Source organism: Hujiaoplasma nucleasis, from assembly GCF_013745115.1.
GTDB classification, from domain to species: Bacteria; Bacillota_I; Bacilli_A; order Izemoplasmatales; family Hujiaoplasmataceae; genus Hujiaoplasma; species Hujiaoplasma nucleasis.
Genome location: NZ_CP051151.1, coordinates 1,254,674 through 1,278,934 on the forward strand (window position 1 = coordinate 1,254,674; position 24,261 = coordinate 1,278,934).

The following is a 24,261-nucleotide window of genomic DNA, read 5'->3' on the forward strand; positions in this document are numbered from 1 at the left end:
TTCCTCCTAAGGCTTAATTTTCACCAAATCTCCAAACGCGCTTTTTGCTTCTGATACAATTTTTGATTCTTGTTCCTGTTCAGTAGTTTCGCTCATTTGGGATACATCTTTTAGACCATCACAATAAATTTGTGATAATTGTATATATTTCACACCTTTACGGTACATTTCTTTAAATTCTTCTGTAATATCATCAAATACATTCGTAGGTAAAGCCATATAATCAATCTCGCGATTAAATTTATTATATAAGACATTTCTCATCAAGTTTTTATTTTGAAGTGTCATTAACTTGTTACAAATAGTTGCACTTGAAAAAGTAATAATAATTTTATTCTTTTTAGAAGCAACGACTTGTCCTGATTCAAACAAAGATGCTATATATCTATCATCCTTATTATCTAATCCTCTTTCAAAACCATACCATTCATCATTTAAGTATTTACGATCAGAAACATCACCATTATTTAAAACCTCTTCCACAAACTTAATATCATATGTATTAGAGATATCTGTACACATATCGTTTTTAATCTCTTCTTTTAAATCAAGTGTTTTTAATGTTTCTTCATCATCGATGTTATCATTGACGGACTCATTGACTTCTATAGAGTCTTCGTCATCCTTAGAATCTCGAAAGTCATCACTGATAATATTGATTTCTTTTTCATCATTAGTTTCTATCTCTTTATTTATAAAAACCTTATCTTCAATAGTTTTTTCTTCTATTTTAGGTTCTTTATATAGAGTTTCTTTAACAAGCGGTTTAAATTTAGTTACTTGATTCAATTCTTTTTCTAAATAGCGCACTCTTTCTTCTAAAGCATCAATTTGATTCGCGTACTCTAAAGAATGTTTTAATTCTTGGTCAGTCATTTTTAAAAAACCTAATTCTAAATATGTTTTAGCTTGTCCAGACCAAGACATTTCATTAAGTGTTTGATTTAATATGTCTAAAATATTAAATAGACGATGATTATCTATATTTAAAGCAAAATTTTTAAACTCTTCATAATCACTATAAATAGAATAATTATTAATATGATTTAAATTCTTATAAACCAAAAGGTTTTTAAAAAAATCAATCAAGTCTAAAGTGATTTGTTTGATTTCCTTACCCTCGCTCAATAAATCACTTAATAATTGTATGGCTTTTGACGGTTCAAATTTAATGATCGAACTCACCATTTCAACCAATTTGTTCATAGATACAGTTCCACAAATTTCATTGACATGGTCTAGATTAATTGTTGAAGGAGAATATGCATAAACTTGATCTAACAAACTTATAGCATCTCTCAAGCCGCCGTCTGCATATGAAGCAATTTGTTTAACAGCTTCTTCAGAAATTTGGATTTTTTCTTGTTCAGCGATTTCAAATAATTTATCAATGATATCAGCATTTGAAATTGATTTAAAATCAAAGCGCTGGCACCGGGAATGAATAGTTGCGGGTATTTTTTGTGGCTCGGTCGTACACAAGATAAAAATAACATGTTGTGGTGGTTCTTCCAAAGTTTTCAACAAAGCGTTAAAAGCTCCTGTTGATAACATATGAACTTCATCAATGATATAAACCTTATATTTAACATAGCCAGGTAAATATTTAACCTTATCTCTTAACTCTCTAATTTCATCTACACCATTATTACTAGCAGCATCAATTTCAATCACATCTGAAATAGTGTTATTTGAAATCCCTAAACAGTTTTCACAAACGTTACACGGGTTATCCGTTGGCGCTTCAACACAATTGATTGCTTTAGCAAAAATTTTTGCGATTGATGTTTTTCCGGTCCCTCTAGGTCCGCTGAATAAATAAGCATGGGCAACACGATCATTCTTTAAAGCATTTTTTAAAGTTTGAGTAATATGTTTTTGTCCAGCAACCTCATCAAAACTTGCTGGTCTGTAAATCCTATACAATGCTTTATAACTCATCTTTGCCTCCTCTATAAACTTAAAAATATATCGTACTTATTATACCTTATTTTCCTTGTTTTTTCCATTCAAATCCCTGTTTTCTTTGAGATAGTCAACCACAAATTGCATGGCTTTATATTCGATGGTATCTTTTTTAAATTTTTTCTCTAACTTTTCTATAGTAAAGACTTCATCCTCACCATCCATGTATATTTTATAAGCGATTTTTAAAGATGCTTGAAATTTTTGGTTAATTTGTAATCTTCGATAATCTTCAATTAAAAAAGCATTTGCATCTCTCATTTTTTGACCGATAGTATCTAGAAATTTACTTTCATAATCAACTTTTTGTTTTCGATTAAAAATCTTATCTAGAATCCAATCACTAGACCAATAAATAAGAATAAAAAACAAAGGAATAAACCATGTCGAATATAAGTCGCTTAAAGGCGTATCATCTCTGATCATCTTAAAAATACTGTAAGCTATTATTAAGACCGATGATAGAATAAATAATGTTAAATAAAATTTAAATGGTTTTCTGAATTTTTTCATATGTTCACCTCGTTTTTATGCTATGTATATTATACAACAAATTCATAAAATATGTTACAATAATGAAGAGATATCTGAAAGGAGGATATAAGCTTTTGCTTATAACTAAATATGATTTTTGATACCATTGCAGCAAAAACCACAGCTGATGGCTCAAGCGCCATCAATGTTATAAGAGTATCTGGTAGTGATAGTTTTAATATAGTAAATTCAGTTTTTAAAGGACCTAATCTGTTAAAACAAAAGTCGCATACCGTACACTATGGCCATATTCAAGATAAAAACAATATCATTGATGAAGTGATGGTTAGCATCTATAAATCACCTAAGACTTTTACAAGAGAGGATGTTGTTGAAATCTCTTGTCATGGCGGTAATTTCATCGCTGATGAAATTCTTAAGTTGTTAATCGCTCATGGCGCAAGAATGGCTCAAAATGGTGAATTCACTAAAAGAGCTTACTTAAATGGCCGTCTTGATTTAACCGAAGCAGAAAGCATCATGGACTTAGTCAACGCTAAATCTCATAAGCAACTCCAGTTAGCCAATAACCAACTCAAAGGTGATGTAAAGAGACTTGTAGATGAATTGCAAGAAAGAATATTAAATATTATCGCAAATATAGAAGTCAATATTGATTACCCCGAATATGATGATGTGTTAGAGATGACTAATGAGATACTAATCCCTAATATAGACATATTATTAAATGAAATCGAACAGATTATCAAAGAATCGGAAACTGGAAAATTGATTCGAGACGGGATTAAAACTGTTATCGTCGGCAAACCAAATGTTGGTAAATCAACCTTATTAAATACTCTATTAAAAGAGGATAGAGCTATTGTCACTGATATATCAGGAACCACGAGAGATTTAATTGAAGCAGATTTAAATTTAGATGGGGTTATTTTAAAACTCATTGATACAGCCGGAATTAGAATCACTAAAGATGTTATAGAAAACATTGGCATCCACAAAACAAAAAAAGCTATTGAATCCGCTGACTTAATTCTTTTAGTTTTAAATCAATCAGAAGAATTAAAAGATTTAGACAAAGAACTTTTAGAACTTACTAAAAATAAGGAACGTATTATTCTTGGAAATAAAATGGACTTGGGCAAAAAGATTAATTTAGACAATGAATCTATCATTAATATATCCGCCAAAAACAAAGAAGGTATTGAAGAGTTATCTAAAGCTGTAAAAAAACTATTCATTGATGAAAAGATATTAAACAGTGACAGAGCCTTGTTGTCAAACATAAGACACATAGGAAAATTTAAAGAAGTAAAACAAGCTTTGCTTGACGCAAAAAAAGCTTCTATCAATCAAATACCCATTGATTTTGTTGAAATAGATCTTAGAAAAGCATGGGCGAATTTAGGTGAAATCACCGGCCAATCATCCAACGAAGATTTGCTCGATCATTTATTTTCAAAATTTTGTTTAGGAAAATAATGTTTCATATGAAACCTTGTAAAATAAAAAAGACATTCAATATTTTTTGAATGTCTTTTGTTTTATTGTTCATCTTCATCATAAAAATCTAAATACGAATACTTCTCTTCATCTTTAATATAACCTAATATAGCATCCATATTTACATTTTCGGCAGATCTGAAAATATTAATATCTATATTTTTATATACTTTTCTTAACTTTGAAATTAATTCTTTCATTTCTTGGCGTTTGGTCTCATTATCTCTTTCTTGAAACAAACAACCTTTATGACTTACTATAAGTTGGTGATAATCCATGAATTTTTTAACATCATGTTCCTTAATTAAGTACATTGGTCGAATTAATTCAAGGCCTTCATAATTTCTAGACTTTACTTTAGGTAACATCGTCTTAAAAGAGCCAGCATAAAAGATATTCATTAAGGTTGTTTCTATAACATCATCAAAGTGATGACCGAGCGCAAGCTTATTACATCCCAACTCTTTAGCTTTTGAATATAAAAATCCTCTTCTCATTCTAGCACATAAAAAACATGGCGCCTGAGGATTCATTTGGTTAGCTATTTCATAAACTTTAGAATCAATGGTGATTTGTTCAATACCAATACGATCTAGTAAAGAAAAATGATTTTTTAAAAATTCATCTTTAAAACCTGAATTCATCATAAGGTATACTATCTCAACATCATTTCTGTAATGACGTTTATATTCTTCGAAAAGCATGGCTAAAAGCAAAGAATCTTTTCCCCCGCTCATTGCCACACAAATCTTGTCTCCGGCTTGTATTAACCGGTATTCATCAATAGCTTTAATAAATTTCGCCAATAACTTGCTTTTAAATTTTTTATTTAAAGATTTTGATATATCAACATTAAATGTTTTCATAGGATCACCTTTTAATATACTACTAGATATAGATAACAAATACAAATATAATTAAAAATAATTAAAAATAATTTCAGTATGATATTGAATAATTTAAAATAATATGATAAAATTATTAATAGAAATAGAATGTATTATAATGGAGGTGAAGCATGAAAAACTTCAAATGGGTTTCAAGAAAGAAAACGGATGAGGTCGCAACTATATACGAATCTAACATTACCTTAAATAAATCTGCCACTTCATATTTAGAAAAAGCTTTTGTTGTCTTACTAGGTATAGACAAAGAAAAACATTTAATTGCAATTAAGCCTATTAAAAGAGGCGATATTGAGTTAGAATATATACCTAAGGATCAAAGACACAACATCACCATCAAATCAAGTTATTCAAGAATCAGTAACAAACACTTTATTCAAGATATTTCAAAATTAAAAGAATTAAATTTTGAAGAAAATAACTACTATAAATTTCCTGCATACTGGAGTGAGTCAGAACAATCGCTCATCATAGAATTAAATAAAGGAGAAATGTGATATGGTACTTAATATTTTTACAGAAAATTATATGATTTTCATTTGGTTCGCAATTATCATTGTTGCTTTTTTCATTGAAATTGAAACCATGGATTTATCAAGTATTTGGTTTGCGGCTGGCGCATTTATTGCGTTAATTGTTTCTATTTTTACAGAAAGTATTTGGATTCAAGTCATTGTATTTATTGTGACTTCAACATTATTGTTATTAAGTTTGCGACCTATATTTAAAAAATATATGAATCGAAATGAAATAAGAACCAACGCTTCTGCTTTAATAGATCAAGAAGCTATTTGTATAAAACCAATCATCGATAACGAACGTGGTGAAGTAAAAATTCAAGGAAAAAAATGGACCGCTATTTCAAATGAAAATATTTATGAAAATGAACGCGTCATTGTACTAGCTATTAGTGGCGTAAAACTTGTAGTAAAGAGAAAAAAATGAGAGCCGGTTATTTAAGAAGAGCTTTATCAGCTTTAATTGATTTATCATTAGTTATATTAATCGTTTATTTGGCTTTCATTTCATTAGGGAGACCTATTTTACAAAACAGAGTCGAACATTATGATGTTATCAATTCAAATCTACAAGAAGTCATCGATGTTAAAAACGCTAATTTAGAAAGCGCAAATAATGAAGAAATTGAAGAAAGAAATAATCAAATCTCAGTTATCAATCACTTATCTTCTATAGATCAAAGAGTTTATGATGAACTCTTATACGATTATTATAGTAATATGATTTCCTTTTACCTTATAGGTATATCTATCTTGCTAATCATTATTGTTGTAGCTTTAAAAGGTATAACACCTGGTAGAAGATTGATGCATATCGAACTCGTTGGTAACGTCAACACAGCTAACATCATCATTCATGATTTATTACTAAAATATATATTTATTATAGGTTTGATTATGTTTAACTTATTCTATGCATTTATTATTATTCCTATTTATTTCATTTTAGATTTATTCTTAATTATTTTAAGTAAAAACAAAACAACAATTCGAGATAATTTATCAAAAATTACTCTGAATTATAAACCAAAAAAGTCAATTGAAAATCAATTTTAACAGGAGGAGAAAATTATGTTTAACCCAATGTATTTTTTAGAAGTAAACCCAGTACCAATTATTATTGTTGTGATTCTATTACTAATTATTTTAGTTTATATAGGATCAAGGATCAAAATCGTTCCTCAAGCAACTGAGTATGTTGTTGAGAGAATGGGTAGATACCACACGACTTTTACTGCAGGGCTACATTTCTTAGTACCATTTATCGATCGTATTAAAAGAACCTATGATGCAAGAGGTGTTGTTAAAGATTATATTATCTTAAAAGAACAAGTTTTAGATTTCCAACCTCAAGCAGTAATTACCAAGGATAACGTTACCATGCAAATTGATACAGTTGTATTCTTACAAATCACCGATTCTCATGCATATACATATGGTGCTGAAAACCCTGGAATGCTTATCGAATCACTAACAGCAACAACTTTACGTAATATCATTGGTGAATTAGAACTTGACCAAACATTAACTTCAAGAGATCTAATCAACGAAAGAATGCGTATTATCTTAGATGAAGCAACCGACCCATGGGGTATTAAAATTAACCGTGTAGAAGTTAAGAACATTATTCCACCTAAAGAAATTCGTGAAGCAATGGAAAAACAAATGCGTGCTGAACGTGAAAGACGTGAATCAATCTTGATTGCTGAAGGTAAAAAACAAGCTGCTATTTTAACCGCACAAGGTGAAAAAGAAGCTGCTATCTTAGAAGCTGAAGGTAAAAAAGAAGCCGCTATTAGAGAAGCTGAAGGTAAAGCTGAAGCTATCCTTAAAGTCCAAGAAGCAACTGCTAGAGGTATTGAAGTTGTTAAAATGGCTGGCGCAGACAAAGCCGTACTTACTTTAGAAGCATACAAAGCTATGGAAAAAGTATCGCAAGGCCAAGCAACTAAGATTATCATTCCTTCAGAAATGCAAGGTATTGTTGGTTTAGCCAGTGGTTTAGTTGAATCATTAAAAGATGATCCAAAGAAAACAAAATAATATACTATATCAAAAAGGCAAGCTTAATAGCTTGCCTTTTTTTTGTTATTTGTCTAAAAATCGCAATTTTTTGGTGTTCTAGGAAACGGAATAACATCTCTAATATTATCGACTCCAGTCACATACATTATCATACGTTCTAATCCTAAACCATAGCCAGCATGTTTGTTTCCGCCATATTTTCTTAACTCTTTATACCACCATAAATCTTCATCGTGGACATTCATTTCTTCCATACGTTTTTCTAAATACTCTAGTCTCTCTTCTCTTTGAGATCCACCAATCAACTCACCAGCACCAGGGACCAATAAATCCATAGCAGCAACAGTTTGTCCATCGTCATTTAATCTCATATAAAAAGCTTTAATATCTTTTGGCCAGTCAATAACAAAAACAGGTCCATTAAAATATTTTGTAAGGAATTTTTCATGTTCTGTCGCTAAATCTTGGCCAACTTCAGCTTTAAATGTAAATTGATCGTTATTCTCAAGTAAAATATCAGTTGCTTCTTTATGGGTAATTCTTTTAAATGTTGAATTTAAAACATTCTTTAATTTATCAATCAAACCTTTTTCAACGAACTGATTAAAGAACTGTAATTCATCTGGGCATAAGTCAAACAAATCTTTAATGATATACTTAACCATGTCTTCTGCTAATTGCATATCATCATTCAAATCAGAAAAAGCGATTTCAGGTTCTATCATCCAAAACTCAGATGCATGTCTAGATGTATTTGATTTTTCAGCTCTAAAGGTTGGCCCAAAAGTATAAACATTCTTAAAAGCTAAAGCATAGGCTTCTGCTTGTAATTGCCCAGAAACAGATAAATTTGCTTTCTTTCCAAAAAAATCATTTTTATAGCCTTCTTCAGGTTTTTCCTTTCCTAAAGTGGTTACTTGGAACATTTCTCCTGCCCCTTCTGCATCACTGGCAGTGATGATTGGAGCATGTAAATATACAAAGTTTCTTTCTTGAAAAAACTTATGTATAGCAAAAGAAACCACAGACCTTACTCTAAAGACAGCGTTGAAGAGGTTTGTTCTTGGTCTAAAATGTGCATTCTCTCTTAAAAACTCTCTTGAGTGTCTTTTTGGTTGGATAGGATAATCCTCAGAGGATTCACCTTCAAGAATAACTTCTCTTGCTTTTATTTCAAATGCTTGTTTCATTTTTGGTGTTAAAACAACTTGTCCAATCACAGTGATAGCTGATCCAACATTATATTTTGAAACATCTTTAAAGTTATCTAATTTTCCTTCTTCATATACTACTTGAATCGACTTAAAAGACGTACCATCATTTAAGTCAATAAAACCAAATTCTTTTTGGGCTCTATTATTTTTTAGCCAACCTTTGACTATGACTTCTTTATCGGCTAAAGAATCATATATCTCATATAATTTTTTAATATCTATATCCATTCTAATTGTCCTTGTATAATTAAATTAAGATAATTTAACTATACTTCTCCTTTCTCTTTTGTTCATAAAATGTATTTAAATAATTTATTTAATCTCCTATAATGAAGTTACAAACGTTGTGGAGTGTGTCATACGTTCCTTACACTTCGAGTGTGTTTAGGAGGCTACAACCACAACTTATATGATAAATGTGAATTAGCTAGTTACACTTCGAGTGTGTATTTACAAGGTTACATTTATATTTGTTTGTGGTTTCATAACGTTTGAATATTTCAAACAAGGAGGTTTTTATTTTGATTTTCATTGGCATTGATATCGCAATGGATAAACACGATATCATCATCATAAATGATTTGGGTGAAATTATTTATGATCACTTTATTATTCAAAATAATCATTTTGGATTTAAAAAACTTCATACAGTCATTCAATCCTGTACGAAGTCGGTTAACGATATTCGTATAGGAATGGAAGCCACAGGTATTTATCATAATAATCTGCGCGATTATCTAATATCAAAAGGCTACACTGTATATTGTACTAACCCAATGTTAGTTTCTCTCAGTCGTAAGTCGGCGTCCCCTCGCATGACCAAGACTGACAAAATTGACGCTATAGCAGTGTGTAGGCACCTTATGTATAACCTGAATAGGCTCCATCCCTATACACCACCATTATATCATTTAGTTGAGTTAAAACAATTATCTAGAGATTATAATTCTAATAATCAAATCATTACTAAAGCTAAGGGTGAACTTAAAAGATTACTTCAAATGTTCTTCCCTGAGTTTCTTAAACACTTTAAACCCTTCTCTAAATGGACTTTAGATCTACTTTATGATTTTCCCTTACCAAGCGATTATAAAGGTCTTCATATTGAATCTTTAGCTCAAAGAATTCGTAGTCGATCAAATCACGTTGAACAAGCTAAACTCATTAAATATATCGCGAAAAACTCAATAGGAAATCCAAATAACTTAAATGCTTATCTAATTAAATTTTGTGTCTCTAATATCATTCATTTTAATTCTCAAAATGAAATACTAAAGAAACTTATTTCACAACATATGACTCTTTATCCAAAAATATTATCAGTCCCAGGTATCGGTCCTATTAATGGAGCGACTATTCTAGGCGAAACAGGCGATATTAGCAGGTTCACTGACAAACACAAATATACATCTCTTTTCGGTATTGAACCTATTGTTCATGAATCCGGAAAATACAAACGTAAACGTACTCGAATTTCTAAACGTGGTAGTAAATATTTGCGAACTGCCATCTATAGTGCCGCTAGGATCGCTTGTGTTAGTCCTAAAACTAGAGATAATAAGTTTAAACGCAAATACATTCATATGATGACTAAAGGCAATAAACATCACTCAACAATCATTTTCGCTATAGCCAAAAACATGGTTCATTCTATTTACAAAATTCTTAAAACAGATACTTTTTATAACGATCTCTTATAATTAATCACCCATTATTTAACTTAGGGTTCTTTAACCTTTTTTAAGTATGTTCAAATATCATAATTTTAATTATTTATAATTTTTACTTGATTTTTGTATAGCTAGCTCCTAATATTTTCTTTCTTTCATTCTTTTCATGCCTTTCAATAGCATACCTTAAGGTCGTTCTAGGCATATCTTTATAATGAGTTTTTATAAATTGATTTAATAGATCACGATTCTTTTTACCAATTTCTCTTAACATCCATCCATTAGCTTTATGCATTAAATCATGTTTATGAAATAATAGCTTTTCAATGACATTTAGAGCTATATCCAAATGGTGGTTTCTAATCAGTTTTAAACAAGCCACTGATGCTATTCTATTAATCCACATATTATCTGATTTTGCATAGTTAAAAAGAATTTGATAATCTTGAAATTTTTCTACATATCCGCCTACAATATCTGGAGCAGATACATCTACGAGATCCCAGTTATTAACATATATAATATAATGATGATATTTATTGTATATATCTTTTATATTATCATCATTCATTCTTTTGATTAGTATTAACAAAGCTAGCAGTCTATATTCATGATACTTATGACTGATTAATTGATCAAATTCTTGATCATTAATTTGATTATAAAAACCTTTAGCTAGATCTCTTAAAGTTTTCATATCAAAATGAACAAAATAATCTAATTGGCCTTGAATGTATTCTTTTTTATGAAATCTAGTTGAATTTGTTATTTTGTGCCCTTGTATCAATTCACTTAATGTTTCAATAATCATAAATATCACCTCCTAAAATTAAAAAAACATCATCCTTAAGTAAAGGACGATGTTTAACCGTGGTACCACCTTAGTTCTAGAAAACTAGCACTCTCTTCTTTAACGCAGAAATACGAACAGGTCTACTTAATTCTTCTGTCTCTCATGGTGTTTTTCAAGTTTATGACTTATAAGGTTTCACCTAGCCCTTACTCTCTACAAAGTTCTTTAAACTCTACTCTTCCAATCATAGATTTATTTTATTATATCATGCTTTTAAATAGTTTAAAATTTATTTTCTAAAATCTTTTGTAAATAAAGAAGATACACCCTTATCATCAATAATATGAATGATACCTTCACCAATCAATTCCGCAATAGATAATTGAACCAATTTAGGAAAACGTTTATATTCTGGTAGTTCAACTGTATTTGTACAAATGACTTCTTTTAAATCTGAATCATTTAAAATTTGTGGGGCATTTCTAGATAATAAAGGATGCGTGCAACACGCATATACTTCATTAGCTCCAGCATCTTTCAAGGCTTTAGAAGCTGCGACAATTGAACCGCCCGTATCAATCATGTCATCAATGACAATACAGGTTTTATTTTTTACCTTACCAATAATATTCATTACTTCCGCTACATTTGGTTCAGGTCTCATTTTATCAATAATGGCAATAGGTGCTTGTAAAATATCAGCTAGATCTCTAGCTCTTGCGACACCACCATGATCTGGAGATACAACGCAAATATTTTCAAGATTTTTATTTTGTAAATATTCAACTAAAATAGGTAAAGCTCTAAAGTTATCAATAGGAATATCAAAGAAACCTTGAATCTGAGGTGCATGTAAATCCATTGATAAGACTCTAGTAGCTCCAGCTGTCTGTAATAAATCCGCAACCAATTTAGCAGATATAGGTTGTCTCGCTCTTGCTTTTCTATCTTGTCTAGAATATCCATAATATGGCATAACGATATTGACTTCTCTTGCAGATGCGCGTCTAAGTGCATCAATCATTATTAATAACTCCATTAAATGTTCATTCACAGGTGCACTGGTTGATTGAACCACAAACACTTTGTGCCCACGAACAGTATCAGGAATATCAATACTAATTTCTCCATCTGCAAATCTTGTTACTAAGCATTCACTTATTGGAATACCGATATGTTCAGCAATACCTTGAGCTAACTCAACGTTTGAACTTAAAGAAAATAATTTAACTTTTGAACCATGAAATAAAGCCATAATCAAATCGCAATTCTATTTTATAAAATTGCTAATCCTTTCTTTATATTTATCCGTAAACATTATACAATACTTTGCCCTAGGATAAAAGAATTAATTACAAAGAAAAACGCTAACTCAAAGTTAGCGTCTTTCATATTATTCAGTTTCTACAATTTCTTCTTCGCCTTCTTCTGTTTCAGGTAGAGCTTGGAAAGTATCTAAGACTTCTTTTTCTATCATACTTCTTGTGTCGGTGTTAATAGGATGTGCAACATCTTTATATTCACCATTAGGCATTCTTCGGCTTGGCATAGCCACAAAAAGACCATTTTTTCCATCAATAATTCTTAATTCATGAATCACAAAACACTCATCAATTGTTATGGCAGCGATTCCCTTTAAGCGATTATTGCCCTTAATTCTTTTTGCTCTTACTTCTGTAATCTTCACTTTACCACCTCTTTGATAAATTATAACATGTTTATTTTTGCTTTTTCAATAGAAAGCAAGAAAATTCATGTAAAATTAGACAATTTTATATAAATTTATTAAATATTTATCCTTATGAAGGTCTATAAAGTCAATGATATCTTGATTTGGCTCTTCAATTAGCTTAAAAAACGATGATCCGGAACCTGTCATCACTAAAGCTTCGTCACCTAAATGTGTAAGTAAATTATCCTTAAATTCTCTTAAATCAATATCCAGTGAAATTGTTGTTTCTTCAAGAGCATTAAATAAATTTTTTTGAATGGTTTTAATGTCATTTTTTTCTATAGCATTTAACAAAATGTTCACATCTTTTTTAACCAATTGGTTTTTATCAAATTCATTGAAAACCGAAGCTGTTAAAACGTGTATTTTAGGATAAATCAATAATATTTGTTTATTTTTCAATTGATTTGGTATTGCTTCGACCACCTCTCCAGTTTTGGTAACTAAAGCAACTTCGTCAATAAGACAATAGGGTATATCTGCGCCAAATATTTCACCGATTTCTTGCATTTCCTTTAATGACAATTCTAATTCACAAAGTTCATTGATTCCATGAATCACTGATGCTGCATCTGTCGAATTGCCTCCGAGGCCCGCACCATAAGGTATTAATTTATCAATTACAATTTGAATACCATGTTGAATATGGTATTTATCTTGCATATATCGAGCACATTGTAAAATCACATTGTCTTGGCTTGATAAAAACATATCATTTGATTTAATAATGATACCTGTTGTTAATTGACATTTTTTTATTGTAATTTCATCATAAAGATCAATTTTTGCATTGACCATTTCTAGATCATGATATCCGTCTTTTCTTTTATCCATAACATTTAAAAAAAGGTTAATCTTAGCATAAGCTTTTTTTCTAATCATTTTTTTCGCTAAAAATAAATTTAGCTCCCTCCTTATGTCTTGATTACCTTTATTTTATCATAATTATTAAGTTTTGTTTAGGTTAGGAAATATTTTAATTGATAATTTCTATACTCAAAACATCTATCGCTGGTATTTTTTCTTCTGTTGTTAAGATTAAAATTTTAAAAATAAAATCTAACTTTTTGATTTTTCCATAACTGCTTTTAATATAACCCCGGTCATAATAATTCACTTCAACTTCTGATTGGTTAATCATCGCTTCTTGAATATTTCTATTTAATTCATCATAATCATCATCACTTAAAATAGGTTTATCTTGTTTTTTTAGTCGATGTTTCATTTCATCTAACATAGAGTAATAACCATTAAGGGCATTAAAAGGTGCCCATTTGATTAAACCTCTATCAACATATTGACTAGGCATTATGACCACCAATCATCTTATTTCTATTTTTAAGTGTTGATGATTCTAATTCACTGGACGCTCTAGTCACAGCGTTTTTTCCAAATTTATCATGAATTAAATCAACTGTAGAAAACAACTGGTGTTCCTTAACAACAGCTTCAATATCCTCAAACAAAGAAACTTGATAGCCTGCTTCATCAATTAAACCTGTTGCTGAAACTCTAACTGATCGAATTGGTGAATTATCGTAAAACTTATCCATTAATTGGACACATGCTCTATAGATGTGAGTTGAAATATTTGTTGCTTGAGGCAATGCCATTTGTCTAGCAAAACCACCACCAACATCCTTACTATAACCCAAGCCAAAATGAATGGTTTTTGCTTGTTTTTTATGAATTCTTAATCTTCTACTTACATCATCAACCATTTCTTGGATGATTTGATAAATTTCTGGTTTATAATAATCCTCAAACAATGTTTGTCCAATACCATAACTTTTACTTTGAGGTTTAAGTTTCATTTTTTCTTGTAACAAACTCATATCAATACCGTGAGAATGATAATAGAGTTCTTCGCCAATAATTCCAAATTTTTTCTTTAATATTTTTACATCATAATTGGCAAGATCGCCAATTTTATAGATACCCATTTCATTTAGGTTTTTCTCCATATTGCGACCTATTCCCCACATTTCAGACAGGGGTTTAATAGGCCATAACTTCTCTGGTAATTCATCATAAGTCCACTTAGCTATAAAGTCTGGACTTTTCTTAGATTCAATATCCAAAGCAAGTTTTGCGATTAACATATTAGGTCCTATACCACAAGTTGAATAAATTAATGTATCTTTATATATTCGATCCATAATCATTTTAGCAATCTCATAATCTGTTTTTTTATAGTAATTCAAATAACTAGTAACATCTAAAAAAACTTCATCAATTGAATAAACATACATATCTTCTTCAGAAACATAGTCTAAGTAAGTTTCGATAATTTTTGTTGAATATTCTAAATACTTTTCCATGCGAGGTTTTCTATAGATAATTTTAATATTTTCAGGCAATTCATAAATTCGACAGCGATTAGGAACCCCTAATTTTTTTAAATATGGTGTCACCGCAAGAACAATTGAACCACCGCCTCGTTCTTTATCCGCAACCACCAAAGGTGTTTTAAAAGGATCTAATCCAGAGAGGGCGCATTCAACTGATGCATAAAAACTTTTTAAATCAATACATAAAATATTTTTGTGAATTTTATATGCTTCCATGACGACCTCCTTAACATTATTATACAACTTGTATTGGAAAATATCATTAGATTTTTTGAATAAGAAAATTATATTTTCTTTGTTAATTTATGAAAACATCAAACAAAAAAAAGCCCCAATTATAGGGCTTAAAATCATTAAAAAGTATTTATTATCTCATGATGTTTTTAAAACAAGTGACTGTGTTTTTTAGAAGCATAGCTATGGTCATTGGACCTACGCCGCCAGGTACAGGTGTTATATAACTTGCTTTATTTTTTACCGAATCAAAATCAATATCTCCATATAATTTTCCATCTATTCTTGAGATACCAACATCAATTAAAACAGCGCCTTCTTTAACATATGATTCATCAACCATCTTCGCTTTTCCAATAGCAACAACTAAAATATCAGCCTGTTTTGTAATCTCCTTCATATCTTTGGTTCGAGAATGTGTTATTGTGACTGTAGCATTGGCTTTTAAAAGTAAACTAGCCATTGGTTTGCCTACAATTTGACTTCTGCCCATTACTACAGCGTGTTTACCTTCAATATCAATTTGATAGGCTTTTAATAATTCCATAATTCCTAAAGGTGTGCAAGGCACTAAGGCTTCTAATCCTTTATTTAATCTTGCAACATGATGGTTAGAAAAACCATCAACGTCTTTTTTAGGTTCAATTAAATTAATGACTTTTTCTTCATCAATATGTTTGGGTATAGGTAATTGCAATAAAATTCCGTGCACAGAATTATCACTATTAAGTTCCTGTATCAAATCAATTAACTCGTCTTCTTTAATAGATGATTCTTTTTTTATAATAGTTGATTTAATTCCAACCGCCTTAGAACTTCTTTCTTTTGAAGCTACATAAGTTTCGCTTGCAGGATCATCACCGATTAGGATAACTACCAAATGTGGCTTTTTACCATATTTATCATACAAATTAACAACTGCAGTTTTTATATCTTCTTTAATTTGTTTTGAAAGTTTTTTTCCATCTAAAATTTGACTCATATAAACCTCCTATATGAAATACAATTAAAGTAAATTTATATTAATATACAATTAATTATAACACAAAAACGATAAATATACATTTATCTCAGAATCTCCTATCCCAAATTTACAAATATTAAGTAAAATGTGATAAAATAAGATGTTAAGAAAAACCTTAATTATCCCTAATGGAGAGGAAAATAAACATGGATGTATTGATTCACCCAAACTTTATAAAAGGACAATTTACACCACCACCATCTAAATCTTATCTTCATAGAGCTATTATTGCTGCTTCTTTAGCATCAGGCAAATCTATAATTAAAAACATATTAATTGGAGATGACATCCAACAAACCATTGAAGCCTTTAGATCTTTAGGTGTGAAAATAGAATATTTAGATAATCAACTAATTATAGAATCAACAGGAAAATTAAATTTCAATGATAATCATCCTATATATTGTCATGAATCAGGTTCTACTTTACGATTTTTAATGCCTTTGCTAACGAATGATAAGGGTATTGAATTTCACGGTCAGAAATCTTTACTTAAAAGACCACTTGATTTGTACGAAAAAATCTTTGCTGATCAAAATATTGTTTTTGTTCGGTTTGATGATTATATATACACTGAAGGTAAAATTAAAGCAAATATTTATCATATCACTGATGATACAAGTTCACAATATATTAGTGGATTATTATTTACATTACCACTATTGAATGGTGATTCAGAAATAATTATTAAAGAAAATTTTGAATCAAGAAAATATATTGATATGACTATTTATATGCTTAAGCAATTTGGCATCAAAATTGAAAGTTTGAGCAATCACCATTTCTTCATTCCTGGAAATCAAGTTTATAAAGCCAGTGATATTGATATAGAATCCGATTATTCACAAGCCGCTTTTTTTATTGTTGGCGCAATATTAAATGGAGATGTCACAATCAAAAACCTTAATATAAATAGCTTACAACCAGATAAAAAAATCATTGATATATTGTTGGATAGTCATGCTAATATTGATATTTTTCAAGATTCAATAAAAGTAAAGAAATCATTGGTTGATATTCAAAATATTGATTTATCCCAGACTATAGATTTAGGTCCAATATTATTTTTACTGGCATCACAATCTAAATCAAAAACAAACATAAAACACATCAATAGATTGATTCATAAGGAATCAAATAGATTAGAAAATATGGTAGACATATTACATAAAATTAAAGCAAACTATAATCTGTTAGATGATCAAATTACTATATCACACCAAAATACGATTGATTTAAAAGATATTTCTTCATACAATGACCATCGAATCGCTATGTCTTTAGCTATTTTATCAACCATTTCAAAATCACCTACCATCATCCGCCAAATGGAAGTAATTAATAAATCTTATCCAACTTTTTTAAATGATTTAGAAAATTTAGGAATAAAAATTGAGTATTTATAATAGGTGAAAGATATGAAGTTAAGCATTCATTCTAAATTAAGAGATTATGATGTTATCATCGAACAAAATTTAATCAAGAAAATACATAAGTATATTGATAATACCCAAAGATACGTTATTATTACTGAAGATGGTATCCCTGAATTATATATTGATACCCTTACCAATCAAATAGATAAACACCACGTTATTGAGTTCAATCAAGGTGAATCATCAAAAAATATGGATACTTATTTAAAAATCATTCAAGAACTTAACGAAATATCGTTCACAAAAACCGATATATTAATTGCTTTAGGTGGCGGTGTCGTTACGGATATAACTGGATTTGTTGCTTCAACTTACTTAAGAGGCGTAGAGTATATTCAAATACCAACTACACTACTAGCTCAAGTTGATGCTTCCATCGGTGGAAAAACAGGGCTAAACCATCTTAACAATAAAAATATCATAGGTTCAATTTATCCTCCATCATTGGTTTTAATAGATCCACAAACACTTTTAACCCTATCCAATAGACAAATGAATAACGGTATGGCCGAAGTCATTAAATGTGCATTAATCGATTCAAAAGAATTATTTGAAATCATCCAAAACAAAAATTTCTTTTATCAAATAGAAAAAATCATCTATTTATCTTTAAAAACCAAAATCAAATACATTGAGTTAGATGAATTTGATCAACATGAAAGACATGTCTTAAATTTTGGTCATACTTTAGGCCACGCCTATGAAAGCTATTATAAATATCAAAAATATCTTCACGGTGAAGCTATAGCTCTTGGAATGTACCAAATGATTTTTAATCAACCACTAAGAAACAAGGTAAAATTATTGTTAGAACAATATCATCTACCAATATCAGATTCTTTAGATCCTTATGATTTATTTGACTTTATAAAAAAAGATAAAAAAAGAATCAATCAATCCATAAAAATAATTGTATTGAATGATATAGAAAAACCTGAAATTATTAAAGTATCTTTAAAAACATTTTTGCATGATTATCTCGAAAGGAAATTTATATGAATAGTGTAGGAAAAAATATCATCATTACATTTTTTGGTGAATCACACTCATCATACATGGGTATTGTCATTGATCATTTAAGTCCTGGTATTGAAATCAATCACGATTTAATAAAAAGCAATTTAGAAAAAAGAAGACCTAAAAGTAAATTAAATACTTCTAGACTTGAGTTTGATGAATACGAGGTCATCTCAGGGATTAAAGACAATAAAACCACAGGTGCACCCTTAACTTTTTTAATTAAAAATAATGATGTTCAATCTAAAGACTATCCAAACTTAAACCAGATACCTAGACCATCACACGCAGATTATCCTGCATATATAAAATACAAAGGCAAGAATGATTATCTAGGTGGAGGTATGTTTTCTGGAAGATTAACCGCTTTATGGGTCATTGTAGGTTCTATTGCTCAAGATATATTAGAGAAGAAAAATATATTTTTAGGCTCTCATATCAAAAAAATCCATCACCTATATGATGATTCTTTTGATTATTCCAATGTTTCAAAAAAACTCATTCAAGATCTAAATAAATCAGATATCCCTTTAATTAATAATAAAATAGAAGAAGATATTATTAAATTAATTGACCAAACCATTAAAGAAAAAGACTCTATTGGTGGAATTATGGAATCTGCTATCATTAATTTGCCTGTTGGTTTAGGACAACCAATTTTTCATTCTATAGAAAGTTATTTATCATATTTACTATTTTCAATACCATCAGTAAAGGGTGTTGAATTTGGTGATGGTTTTGATATAAGTGACTTAAAAGGCTCTGAAGCAAACGATCAATACACAGTTGAAAATGGCATTATTAAGACAAAAACCAACCATAATGGTGGTTGTCTTGGTGGATTAACAACTGGAATGCCATTAGTTGTTAAAACAGCTTTCAAACCTATAGCATCTATAAAACAAGTCATGAATACAGTTGACACAACAAAAAATGAAAACACCCAAATTCTTCTTTCTGGAAGACATGATGCTCAAATACTAACAAGAGTCAGTTCAGTTATTAATGCAGTTCTAAATTTTGGAATTTTAGATTTCTTATCAGGAGAAGAGAAACAATGAAATTTGCTTTAATTGGTTCTAATATTAGTCAAAGTTATTCTAAAACCATTCACGAAAATCTATTAATCAATAATTACCAATTACTACAGATTAAAGATATCAAGGATGTTTTTAACTATGATTTAAAAGGGTTTAATGTAACCCATCCATTTAAAGAAGATATTATTCCTTATTTATCATCCATGGACGATATTGCAAAAGAAACAAGAGCTGTGAACACTGTTTTAAAAAAGAACAATCACTATATTGGCTTTAATACTGATTATGAAGGTTTTAAAGCAATGATGGCTTATAACCACGTTGATTTTCAAGGAAAAAATGTACTTATACTAGGTAACGGAGCTAGTTCAAGAACAGTTGAACATTATTTAATGAAACAAAATGTCAAATCTCTTACAAAGTTAGTTAGAACTATTAAAGGCGATCACGAAGATTTGATAAAAAACCAAAACAAATATATGGATACACATATAATCATTAATACAACAACTGTCGGTATGAGTCCTCATACAAAAGATAAACTTATATTAAACTTTCACAATTTTCCTGAATGTACTTTAGTCATTGATATAATTTATAACCCTTATAGAAGTAAACTCTTAATTGAAGCTGAAAAATTTAATATAAAAACAATTAATGGCTTATATATGTTATTAATTCAAGCAAAAAAAGCTCAAGAAATTTGGTTAAACCAAACCATTGACTTAAATACAGTTAATAAAGTTTATCACCATCTAATTAACCAATATATAAATTTGGTTTTAATTGGGATGCCTTTAAGTGGAAAAACTACATATGGTCAATTAATAGCTAAAGCATTAAATAAAAAATGGATTGATACTGATATAAAAATCGAAGAATACAGTCAGTTAAAAATTCCACAAATATTTAAATTATCTGGAGAAGAAAAATTCCGCGAAATAGAAAGTCAAGTCATAGACTTAATTCACCAAAATCAAGGAATTATTATTTCAACTGGTGGTGGAGTTATTTTAAACCATACAAACATTGAAAAACTTAAAGAAAATGGACTAATTATTTATATTAATAATCAAACAACAAATCTTAATAATATTGATTTTAGCCATAGACCTCTGATAAATAACCTAGATGATATAAAAAAAATGAAAGAAAAAAGAGATCCTATATACAAAGAAGTTGCTGATATAGAAATGATTATAGATGAATCCAATCCATTTTCAGTAGAAAGGTTTAGGGATAGTGTGTATGAATATTTTAATCATTAATGGACCAAACCTTAATTTATTAGGTACAAGAGAAACAGAAATCTATGGAAATAGCACTTATAAGGTTTTAGTTCAATATATTAAAAAGTATGCTAAAGTACATAAAGTATCAGTCAAAATATATCAGTCAAACCATGAAGGAAAGATTATTGATTATATACAAAAACACCAAAAAAAATATCAAGCCATTATCATTAATCCAGGTGCTTTTACACATTATTCTTATGCTATTAGAGATTGCTTAAGTGCTTATTCGTTAAAAAAAATAGAAGTTCATCTTTCTAATATATATGAAAGAGAAGATTTTAGAAAAGTCTCTGTTATAAAAGATGTTGTTGATATGAGTGTTTTAGGAAAAGGTTTTGATAGTTATATTGAAGCTATAGATTTACTATTAAAGGGTGAGATAAAATGATTGTTAAATTCAAAAAGAACGTTAAAGATATACAAATAAAACATCTACAAGATGTACTTAACCATCAAAATTATAAAACAACATTTATAGATGGAGATATCTATAAATTATTGGTTGTTATAGGAGATACATCTAGCTTAGAAACAAAGAGATTAACAGTATATGATTTTGTTGAAGATGTTATCAATATTCAAAAACCATATAAAGAATCATTGAAACAAGAAAAAAGAAAAGTCAATGTAGGAAATGTTACATTTAATGATGACAATATTGTTTTGATTGCTGGACCATGTTCAATAGAAAATGATCAAAGTTTAGATCTTTTATCTTCACAACTCGTCAAACACCATACTCATATCATTCGAGGTGGAGCTTTTAAACCAAGAACAAGCCCTTACTCTTTTCAAGGTATAGGAGAAAAAGGTCTACATATTCTAAAAGAAATTAACAGAAAGTATAAAGTCCCTGTAATTAGCGAAATTACAGATGTAAGAGACATTGATTTATTTGTAAAATATGTTGATATAATTCAAGTGGGTGCCAGAAACATGCAAAACTATGTTTTGTTAGAAGAACTAGGTAAAATCAATAAGCCTATTTTATTAAAAAGAGGCTTTGTTAATACTATAGAAGAGTTATTGTTATCTGCAGAATATATTTTAGCTAATGGAAACAAAGATGTTATTTTATGTGAACGTGGAATTAGAACTTTTGAAAATCAAACAAGAAACACTTTAGATATATCTGCTGTTCCTGTCTTAAAAAAACTTACAAATCTACCGGTTATAGTCGATCCTTCGCACGCTGCAGGTCATTGGGAATATATTGAATCTTTATCCTTGGCAGCTATTGCAGCTGGAGCTGATGGACTTATGATAGAAGTTCATGAAAATCCTGAATTTGCTTTAAGTGATGGCCAACAATCTCTTAAACCAGAAAAATATTTTAATTTAGTTGAAAAAATAAAAAAAATAGCAATTGCTATTGATAAAAAAATATAATAGTATCTAATCTATTTATTTATTTTTAATAAGTGATATAATAAAATAAAAGGAGGATATAAATGAAAGAATATATTAAGTTTGTTGATGATTTACCATTAATTGTAAAAGTATTATTAGCTATTTTTGTTGGTCCGATAGTATATGGGATTTACCGTATAGCTAAGGGTAAGTTATTAATAGGTATCTTATGGATTATTTTTGGTTATTTCTTTATTTTTATTATTGATATTGTTACTTTGGTTATGAATGGAAAAATTACTTTCTTGTTAGAATAAGAAATTCAATAAAAAAAGAAAATCTAAAAGGATTTTCTTTTTTTATATATAATTTTAGATATGTTTTTTGATCTTTTTAACTAATTCAGGTATATCACTAATTGGTAAAGATGAGATAGCTATTCTAATGATATCTTGCATAGCAATCACAAAAACTCTATCTTTTTTTAAATCTTCGAAAATATTTTTATTTTTTGTAGGGACTGAAATAAAGAATCCTCCACAATAAGGCAAAATATCTAATTTATGTGCTTCAGCTTCTTTTAAGAATAAAGCTGCGCGATCTTTTAATAATTTTCTTCCTATTTCCAATTCAGTTTTATATTTATCCAAATATTCTTTATTATTAAATATATGATCAATAACATTCATACCTGGTTGTGAAACTGAAGAAAAGCGTCCTCTAACTGAATAATCTCCAACTCTTGTAAAGTTATCAATTACTTCTTGAGATTTAGATATACCTATTTGAGCACCAACTCTAAATCCGTACATAGAAAAACTCTTTGATCCTGAAAAAACAACAACTGCTAAAACATCATTATTTAAGTTTTTATACGTTTCAAATATTTCTCTAGAAAATTGAGTATCCTTCATTTGAAAATCGATATATGCTATATCGTGTATTAATATAACTGGATAACCTAATTCATCTACCTCATTTAAGACTTTGATAACTTCTATCCAATCTTCTTTATCCATACATAATCCTGTAGGATTATTAGCTGGATCGTTAATTAAAGTTGATAGTCTTCCTTGTTCTTTAGCAAGTTTTAAAGCAGCTTCTCTAAAGGCTTTAATATTAAAACGACTGTTTTCATCATACATTGGATATGTCTCTAATTCAACATTTGCTTCTAAAGCAAAGTTCTTATATGGACTCCAATAATAATTTGGTAATAAAATCTTTTGGCCAAAGTCATTAAAATTAAAGAAAGTATTAGATATTGCACCACTACCACCAGTAGTAGGAATAATGCTGTATTTAAAATCATTTCTAATCATATCAGCATTTTTATCAAATACCCAGTTTAATACGCCTTCAGTAAAGGTTTTTTTACCTCTTACTGGCGCATAATTATATGTTTCTTCATCACTTAACATTTTTAAAACATCATCAACAACTTGATATTTAAAAACATCACCGTTTTCATGATGCAACATTCCTACAGTAGCATCAATTACATCATCGTATACTTTTTTTTGAGCTTTAGCTTCTTGTGAAATTTGTAAAATGTTTGATTCTAATCTTTTGTATTCGGCATGGCTTCCTACAATTCTCTTACTCATTTTTACACCCTTTTCTTGTTATATTTTTTAAAATAAAAGTTTTTTTTACTTTTATGATACCGCTAACATATAAATTATAACATATATATT

Annotated in this window: 25 protein-coding genes and 1 other annotated feature; of the genes, 13 read left to right on the forward strand and 12 right to left on the reverse strand. The window is 29.2% G+C overall.

Translation table 11 applies throughout. The features are described from left to right. Nucleotides 1-6 precede the first annotated feature (6 nt). Together dnaX and HF295_RS06000 are read right to left on the reverse strand one after the other, a co-directional pair. Nucleotides 7-1,941, reverse strand: coding sequence for a DNA polymerase III subunit gamma/tau (gene dnaX, locus HF295_RS05995; protein WP_312031265.1), 1,935 nt, complete (start codon nucleotides 1,939-1,941; stop codon nucleotides 7-9). Between the two features lie 39 nt (nucleotides 1,942-1,980). Further along, nucleotides 1,981-2,478: a hypothetical protein gene (locus tag HF295_RS06000; protein WP_312031266.1), complete on the reverse strand. Its 498-nt coding sequence runs from the start codon at nucleotides 2,476-2,478 to the stop codon at nucleotides 1,981-1,983. A 111-nt stretch (nucleotides 2,479-2,589) separates the two neighbouring features. Between HF295_RS06000 and mnmE the strand changes: the two genes are divergently transcribed. Beyond that, the gene (gene mnmE / locus HF295_RS06005) at nucleotides 2,590-3,939 is read left to right on the forward strand and encodes a tRNA uridine-5-carboxymethylaminomethyl(34) synthesis GTPase MnmE (RefSeq protein ID WP_312031267.1); all 1,350 of its coding nucleotides are present in this window, start codon (nucleotides 2,590-2,592) and stop codon (nucleotides 3,937-3,939) included. 62 nt (nucleotides 3,940-4,001) lie between these two features. Here the strand turns inward: mnmE and HF295_RS06010 are convergent, their stop codons facing one another. Continuing rightward, nucleotides 4,002-4,826: a tRNA lysidine(34) synthetase gene (locus HF295_RS06010; RefSeq protein WP_312031268.1), complete on the reverse strand. Its 825-nt coding sequence runs from the start codon at nucleotides 4,824-4,826 to the stop codon at nucleotides 4,002-4,004. A 152-nt stretch (nucleotides 4,827-4,978) separates the two neighbouring features. Here HF295_RS06010 and HF295_RS06015 point away from each other — a divergent pair, with 152 nt between their 5' ends. The 4 genes from HF295_RS06015 to HF295_RS06030 are packed head-to-tail and all read left to right on the forward strand — an operon-like array spanning nucleotide 4,979 to nucleotide 7,426. Then, nucleotides 4,979-5,362 carry a hypothetical protein gene (locus HF295_RS06015; RefSeq protein ID WP_312031269.1) on the forward strand — a complete coding sequence of 128 codons (384 nt, stop codon included), beginning with the start codon at nucleotides 4,979-4,981 and terminating at the stop codon, nucleotides 5,360-5,362. A 1-nt stretch (nucleotide 5,363) separates the two neighbouring features. Then, nucleotides 5,364-5,810: an NfeD family protein gene (locus HF295_RS06020; protein ID WP_312031270.1), complete on the forward strand. Its 447-nt coding sequence runs from the start codon at nucleotides 5,364-5,366 to the stop codon at nucleotides 5,808-5,810. Continuing rightward, entirely contained in the window at nucleotides 5,807-6,439 is a 633-nt protein-coding gene (locus tag HF295_RS06025) for an RDD family protein (RefSeq protein WP_312031271.1), read from the forward strand. The genes HF295_RS06020 and HF295_RS06025 overlap by 4 nt, the downstream gene beginning before the upstream one ends. Before the next feature lie 15 nt (nucleotides 6,440-6,454). Beyond that, complete coding sequence (locus tag HF295_RS06030) at nucleotides 6,455-7,426, forward strand: SPFH domain-containing protein (RefSeq protein ID WP_312031272.1); 972 nt, start codon at nucleotides 6,455-6,457, stop codon at nucleotides 7,424-7,426. Nucleotides 7,427-7,479: 53 nt separating this feature from the next. Here HF295_RS06030 and asnS read toward each other — a convergent pair whose 3' ends face one another. Next, nucleotides 7,480-8,850 (reverse strand): asparagine--tRNA ligase, encoded by a 1,371-nt coding sequence (gene asnS, locus HF295_RS06035; protein WP_312031273.1) that lies wholly within the window; start codon nucleotides 8,848-8,850, stop codon nucleotides 7,480-7,482. 293 nt (nucleotides 8,851-9,143) lie between these two features. On the opposite strand from asnS, the gene HF295_RS06040 reads away from it, so the two are divergent. Beyond that, nucleotides 9,144-10,322 (forward strand): IS110 family RNA-guided transposase, encoded by a 1,179-nt coding sequence (locus HF295_RS06040; protein WP_312031274.1) that lies wholly within the window; start codon nucleotides 9,144-9,146, stop codon nucleotides 10,320-10,322. Between the two features lie 82 nt (nucleotides 10,323-10,404). Here the strand turns inward: HF295_RS06040 and HF295_RS06045 are convergent, their stop codons facing one another. The 7 genes from HF295_RS06045 to folD all read right to left on the reverse strand — a co-directional run bounded on the left by HF295_RS06045 (nucleotide 10,405) and on the right by folD (nucleotide 16,384). Next, the gene (locus HF295_RS06045) at nucleotides 10,405-11,103 is read right to left on the reverse strand and encodes a DNA alkylation repair protein (protein WP_312031275.1); all 699 of its coding nucleotides are present in this window, start codon (nucleotides 11,101-11,103) and stop codon (nucleotides 10,405-10,407) included. Between the two features lie 39 nt (nucleotides 11,104-11,142). Next, nucleotides 11,143-11,342, reverse strand: a binding site (T-box leader). A gap of 32 nt (nucleotides 11,343-11,374) precedes the next feature. After that, nucleotides 11,375-12,343, reverse strand: a complete 969-nt coding sequence (locus HF295_RS06050; RefSeq protein ID WP_376739689.1) for a ribose-phosphate diphosphokinase — start codon at nucleotides 12,341-12,343, stop codon at nucleotides 11,375-11,377. Nucleotides 12,344-12,478: 135 nt separating this feature from the next. Continuing rightward, nucleotides 12,479-12,772 (reverse strand): septation regulator SpoVG, encoded by a 294-nt coding sequence (spoVG, locus tag HF295_RS06055; RefSeq protein WP_312031277.1) that lies wholly within the window; start codon nucleotides 12,770-12,772, stop codon nucleotides 12,479-12,481. Nucleotides 12,773-12,847: 75 nt separating this feature from the next. Further along, a complete protein-coding gene (gene ispE / locus HF295_RS06060) occupies nucleotides 12,848-13,699 on the reverse strand; it encodes a 4-(cytidine 5'-diphospho)-2-C-methyl-D-erythritol kinase (RefSeq protein ID WP_312031278.1) in 852 nt (283 codons plus the stop codon). A 94-nt stretch (nucleotides 13,700-13,793) separates the two neighbouring features. Beyond that, a complete protein-coding gene (locus HF295_RS06065; RefSeq protein WP_312031279.1) occupies nucleotides 13,794-14,126 on the reverse strand; it encodes a YolD-like family protein in 333 nt (110 codons plus the stop codon). Next, nucleotides 14,119-15,384: a Y-family DNA polymerase gene (locus HF295_RS06070; protein ID WP_312031280.1), complete on the reverse strand. Its 1,266-nt coding sequence runs from the start codon at nucleotides 15,382-15,384 to the stop codon at nucleotides 14,119-14,121. Before HF295_RS06070 ends, HF295_RS06065 begins: the two co-directional genes overlap by 8 nt. Before the next feature lie 151 nt (nucleotides 15,385-15,535). After that, nucleotides 15,536-16,384, reverse strand: coding sequence for a bifunctional methylenetetrahydrofolate dehydrogenase/methenyltetrahydrofolate cyclohydrolase FolD (gene folD, locus HF295_RS06075; RefSeq protein ID WP_312031281.1), 849 nt, complete (start codon nucleotides 16,382-16,384; stop codon nucleotides 15,536-15,538). A 188-nt stretch (nucleotides 16,385-16,572) separates the two neighbouring features. Here folD and aroA point away from each other — a divergent pair, with 188 nt between their 5' ends. From aroA to HF295_RS06110, 7 genes are all read left to right on the forward strand, one after another. Next, complete coding sequence (gene aroA / locus HF295_RS06080; RefSeq protein WP_312031282.1) at nucleotides 16,573-17,832, forward strand: 3-phosphoshikimate 1-carboxyvinyltransferase; 1,260 nt, start codon at nucleotides 16,573-16,575, stop codon at nucleotides 17,830-17,832. Between the two features lie 12 nt (nucleotides 17,833-17,844). Then, complete coding sequence (locus HF295_RS06085; RefSeq protein WP_312031283.1) at nucleotides 17,845-18,861, forward strand: 3-dehydroquinate synthase; 1,017 nt, start codon at nucleotides 17,845-17,847, stop codon at nucleotides 18,859-18,861. After that, nucleotides 18,858-19,940: a chorismate synthase gene (gene aroC / locus HF295_RS06090; protein WP_312031284.1), complete on the forward strand. Its 1,083-nt coding sequence runs from the start codon at nucleotides 18,858-18,860 to the stop codon at nucleotides 19,938-19,940. Before HF295_RS06085 ends, aroC begins: the two co-directional genes overlap by 4 nt. After that, nucleotides 19,937-21,187, forward strand: coding sequence for a shikimate kinase (locus HF295_RS06095; protein WP_312031285.1), 1,251 nt, complete (start codon nucleotides 19,937-19,939; stop codon nucleotides 21,185-21,187). The genes aroC and HF295_RS06095 overlap by 4 nt, the downstream gene beginning before the upstream one ends. Further along, nucleotides 21,168-21,602: a type II 3-dehydroquinate dehydratase gene (locus HF295_RS06100; RefSeq protein WP_312031286.1), complete on the forward strand. Its 435-nt coding sequence runs from the start codon at nucleotides 21,168-21,170 to the stop codon at nucleotides 21,600-21,602. Before HF295_RS06095 ends, HF295_RS06100 begins: the two co-directional genes overlap by 20 nt. Further along, nucleotides 21,599-22,603, forward strand: coding sequence for a 3-deoxy-7-phosphoheptulonate synthase (gene aroF / locus HF295_RS06105; protein ID WP_312031287.1), 1,005 nt, complete (start codon nucleotides 21,599-21,601; stop codon nucleotides 22,601-22,603). Before HF295_RS06100 ends, aroF begins: the two co-directional genes overlap by 4 nt. Before the next feature lie 62 nt (nucleotides 22,604-22,665). After that, on the forward strand, nucleotides 22,666-22,881 hold the full coding sequence (locus tag HF295_RS06110) for a hypothetical protein (protein WP_312031288.1): 216 nt from the start codon (nucleotides 22,666-22,668) through the stop codon (nucleotides 22,879-22,881). A 54-nt stretch (nucleotides 22,882-22,935) separates the two neighbouring features. Here the strand turns inward: HF295_RS06110 and HF295_RS06115 are convergent, their stop codons facing one another. Further along, nucleotides 22,936-24,171: a pyridoxal phosphate-dependent aminotransferase gene (locus tag HF295_RS06115; protein WP_312031289.1), complete on the reverse strand. Its 1,236-nt coding sequence runs from the start codon at nucleotides 24,169-24,171 to the stop codon at nucleotides 22,936-22,938. Between the last annotated feature and the right edge of the window lie 90 nt (nucleotides 24,172-24,261).

Bases quoted from the DNA above. Each gene is read 5' to 3' on its own strand.
- folD (WP_312031281.1), bottom strand. From the start codon at position 16,384: ATGAGTCAAATTTTAGATGGAAAAAAACTTTCAAAACAAATTAAAGAA.
- aroC (WP_312031284.1), top strand. From the start codon at position 18,858: ATGAATAGTGTAGGAAAAAATATCATCATTACATTTTTTGGTGAATCA.
- HF295_RS06095 (WP_312031285.1), top strand. From the start codon at position 19,937: ATGAAATTTGCTTTAATTGGTTCTAATATTAGTCAAAGTTATTCTAAA.
- dnaX (WP_312031265.1), bottom strand. From the start codon at position 1,941: ATGAGTTATAAAGCATTGTATAGGATTTACAGACCAGCAAGTTTTGAT.
- HF295_RS06115 (WP_312031289.1), bottom strand. From the start codon at position 24,171: ATGAGTAAGAGAATTGTAGGAAGCCATGCCGAATACAAAAGATTAGAA.
- HF295_RS06020 (WP_312031270.1), top strand. From the start codon at position 5,364: ATGGTACTTAATATTTTTACAGAAAATTATATGATTTTCATTTGGTTC.
- HF295_RS06015 (WP_312031269.1), top strand. From the start codon at position 4,979: ATGAAAAACTTCAAATGGGTTTCAAGAAAGAAAACGGATGAGGTCGCA.
- mnmE (WP_312031267.1), top strand. From the start codon at position 2,590: ATGATTTTTGATACCATTGCAGCAAAAACCACAGCTGATGGCTCAAGC.
- HF295_RS06110 (WP_312031288.1), top strand. From the start codon at position 22,666: ATGAAAGAATATATTAAGTTTGTTGATGATTTACCATTAATTGTAAAA.
- ispE (WP_312031278.1), bottom strand. From the start codon at position 13,699: ATGATTAGAAAAAAAGCTTATGCTAAGATTAACCTTTTTTTAAATGTT.
- HF295_RS06085 (WP_312031283.1), top strand. From the start codon at position 17,845: ATGAAGTTAAGCATTCATTCTAAATTAAGAGATTATGATGTTATCATC.
- HF295_RS06070 (WP_312031280.1), bottom strand. From the start codon at position 15,384: ATGGAAGCATATAAAATTCACAAAAATATTTTATGTATTGATTTAAAA.
- HF295_RS06000 (WP_312031266.1), bottom strand. From the start codon at position 2,478: ATGAAAAAATTCAGAAAACCATTTAAATTTTATTTAACATTATTTATT.
- HF295_RS06045 (WP_312031275.1), bottom strand. From the start codon at position 11,103: ATGATTATTGAAACATTAAGTGAATTGATACAAGGGCACAAAATAACA.
- HF295_RS06010 (WP_312031268.1), bottom strand. From the start codon at position 4,826: ATGAAAACATTTAATGTTGATATATCAAAATCTTTAAATAAAAAATTT.
- aroA (WP_312031282.1), top strand. From the start codon at position 16,573: ATGGATGTATTGATTCACCCAAACTTTATAAAAGGACAATTTACACCA.
- asnS (WP_312031273.1), bottom strand. From the start codon at position 8,850: ATGGATATAGATATTAAAAAATTATATGAGATATATGATTCTTTAGCC.
- HF295_RS06025 (WP_312031271.1), top strand. From the start codon at position 5,807: ATGAGAGCCGGTTATTTAAGAAGAGCTTTATCAGCTTTAATTGATTTA.
- HF295_RS06065 (WP_312031279.1), bottom strand. From the start codon at position 14,126: ATGCCTAGTCAATATGTTGATAGAGGTTTAATCAAATGGGCACCTTTT.
- aroF (WP_312031287.1), top strand. From the start codon at position 21,599: ATGATTGTTAAATTCAAAAAGAACGTTAAAGATATACAAATAAAACAT.
- HF295_RS06100 (WP_312031286.1), top strand. From the start codon at position 21,168: ATGAATATTTTAATCATTAATGGACCAAACCTTAATTTATTAGGTACA.
- HF295_RS06030 (WP_312031272.1), top strand. From the start codon at position 6,455: ATGTTTAACCCAATGTATTTTTTAGAAGTAAACCCAGTACCAATTATT.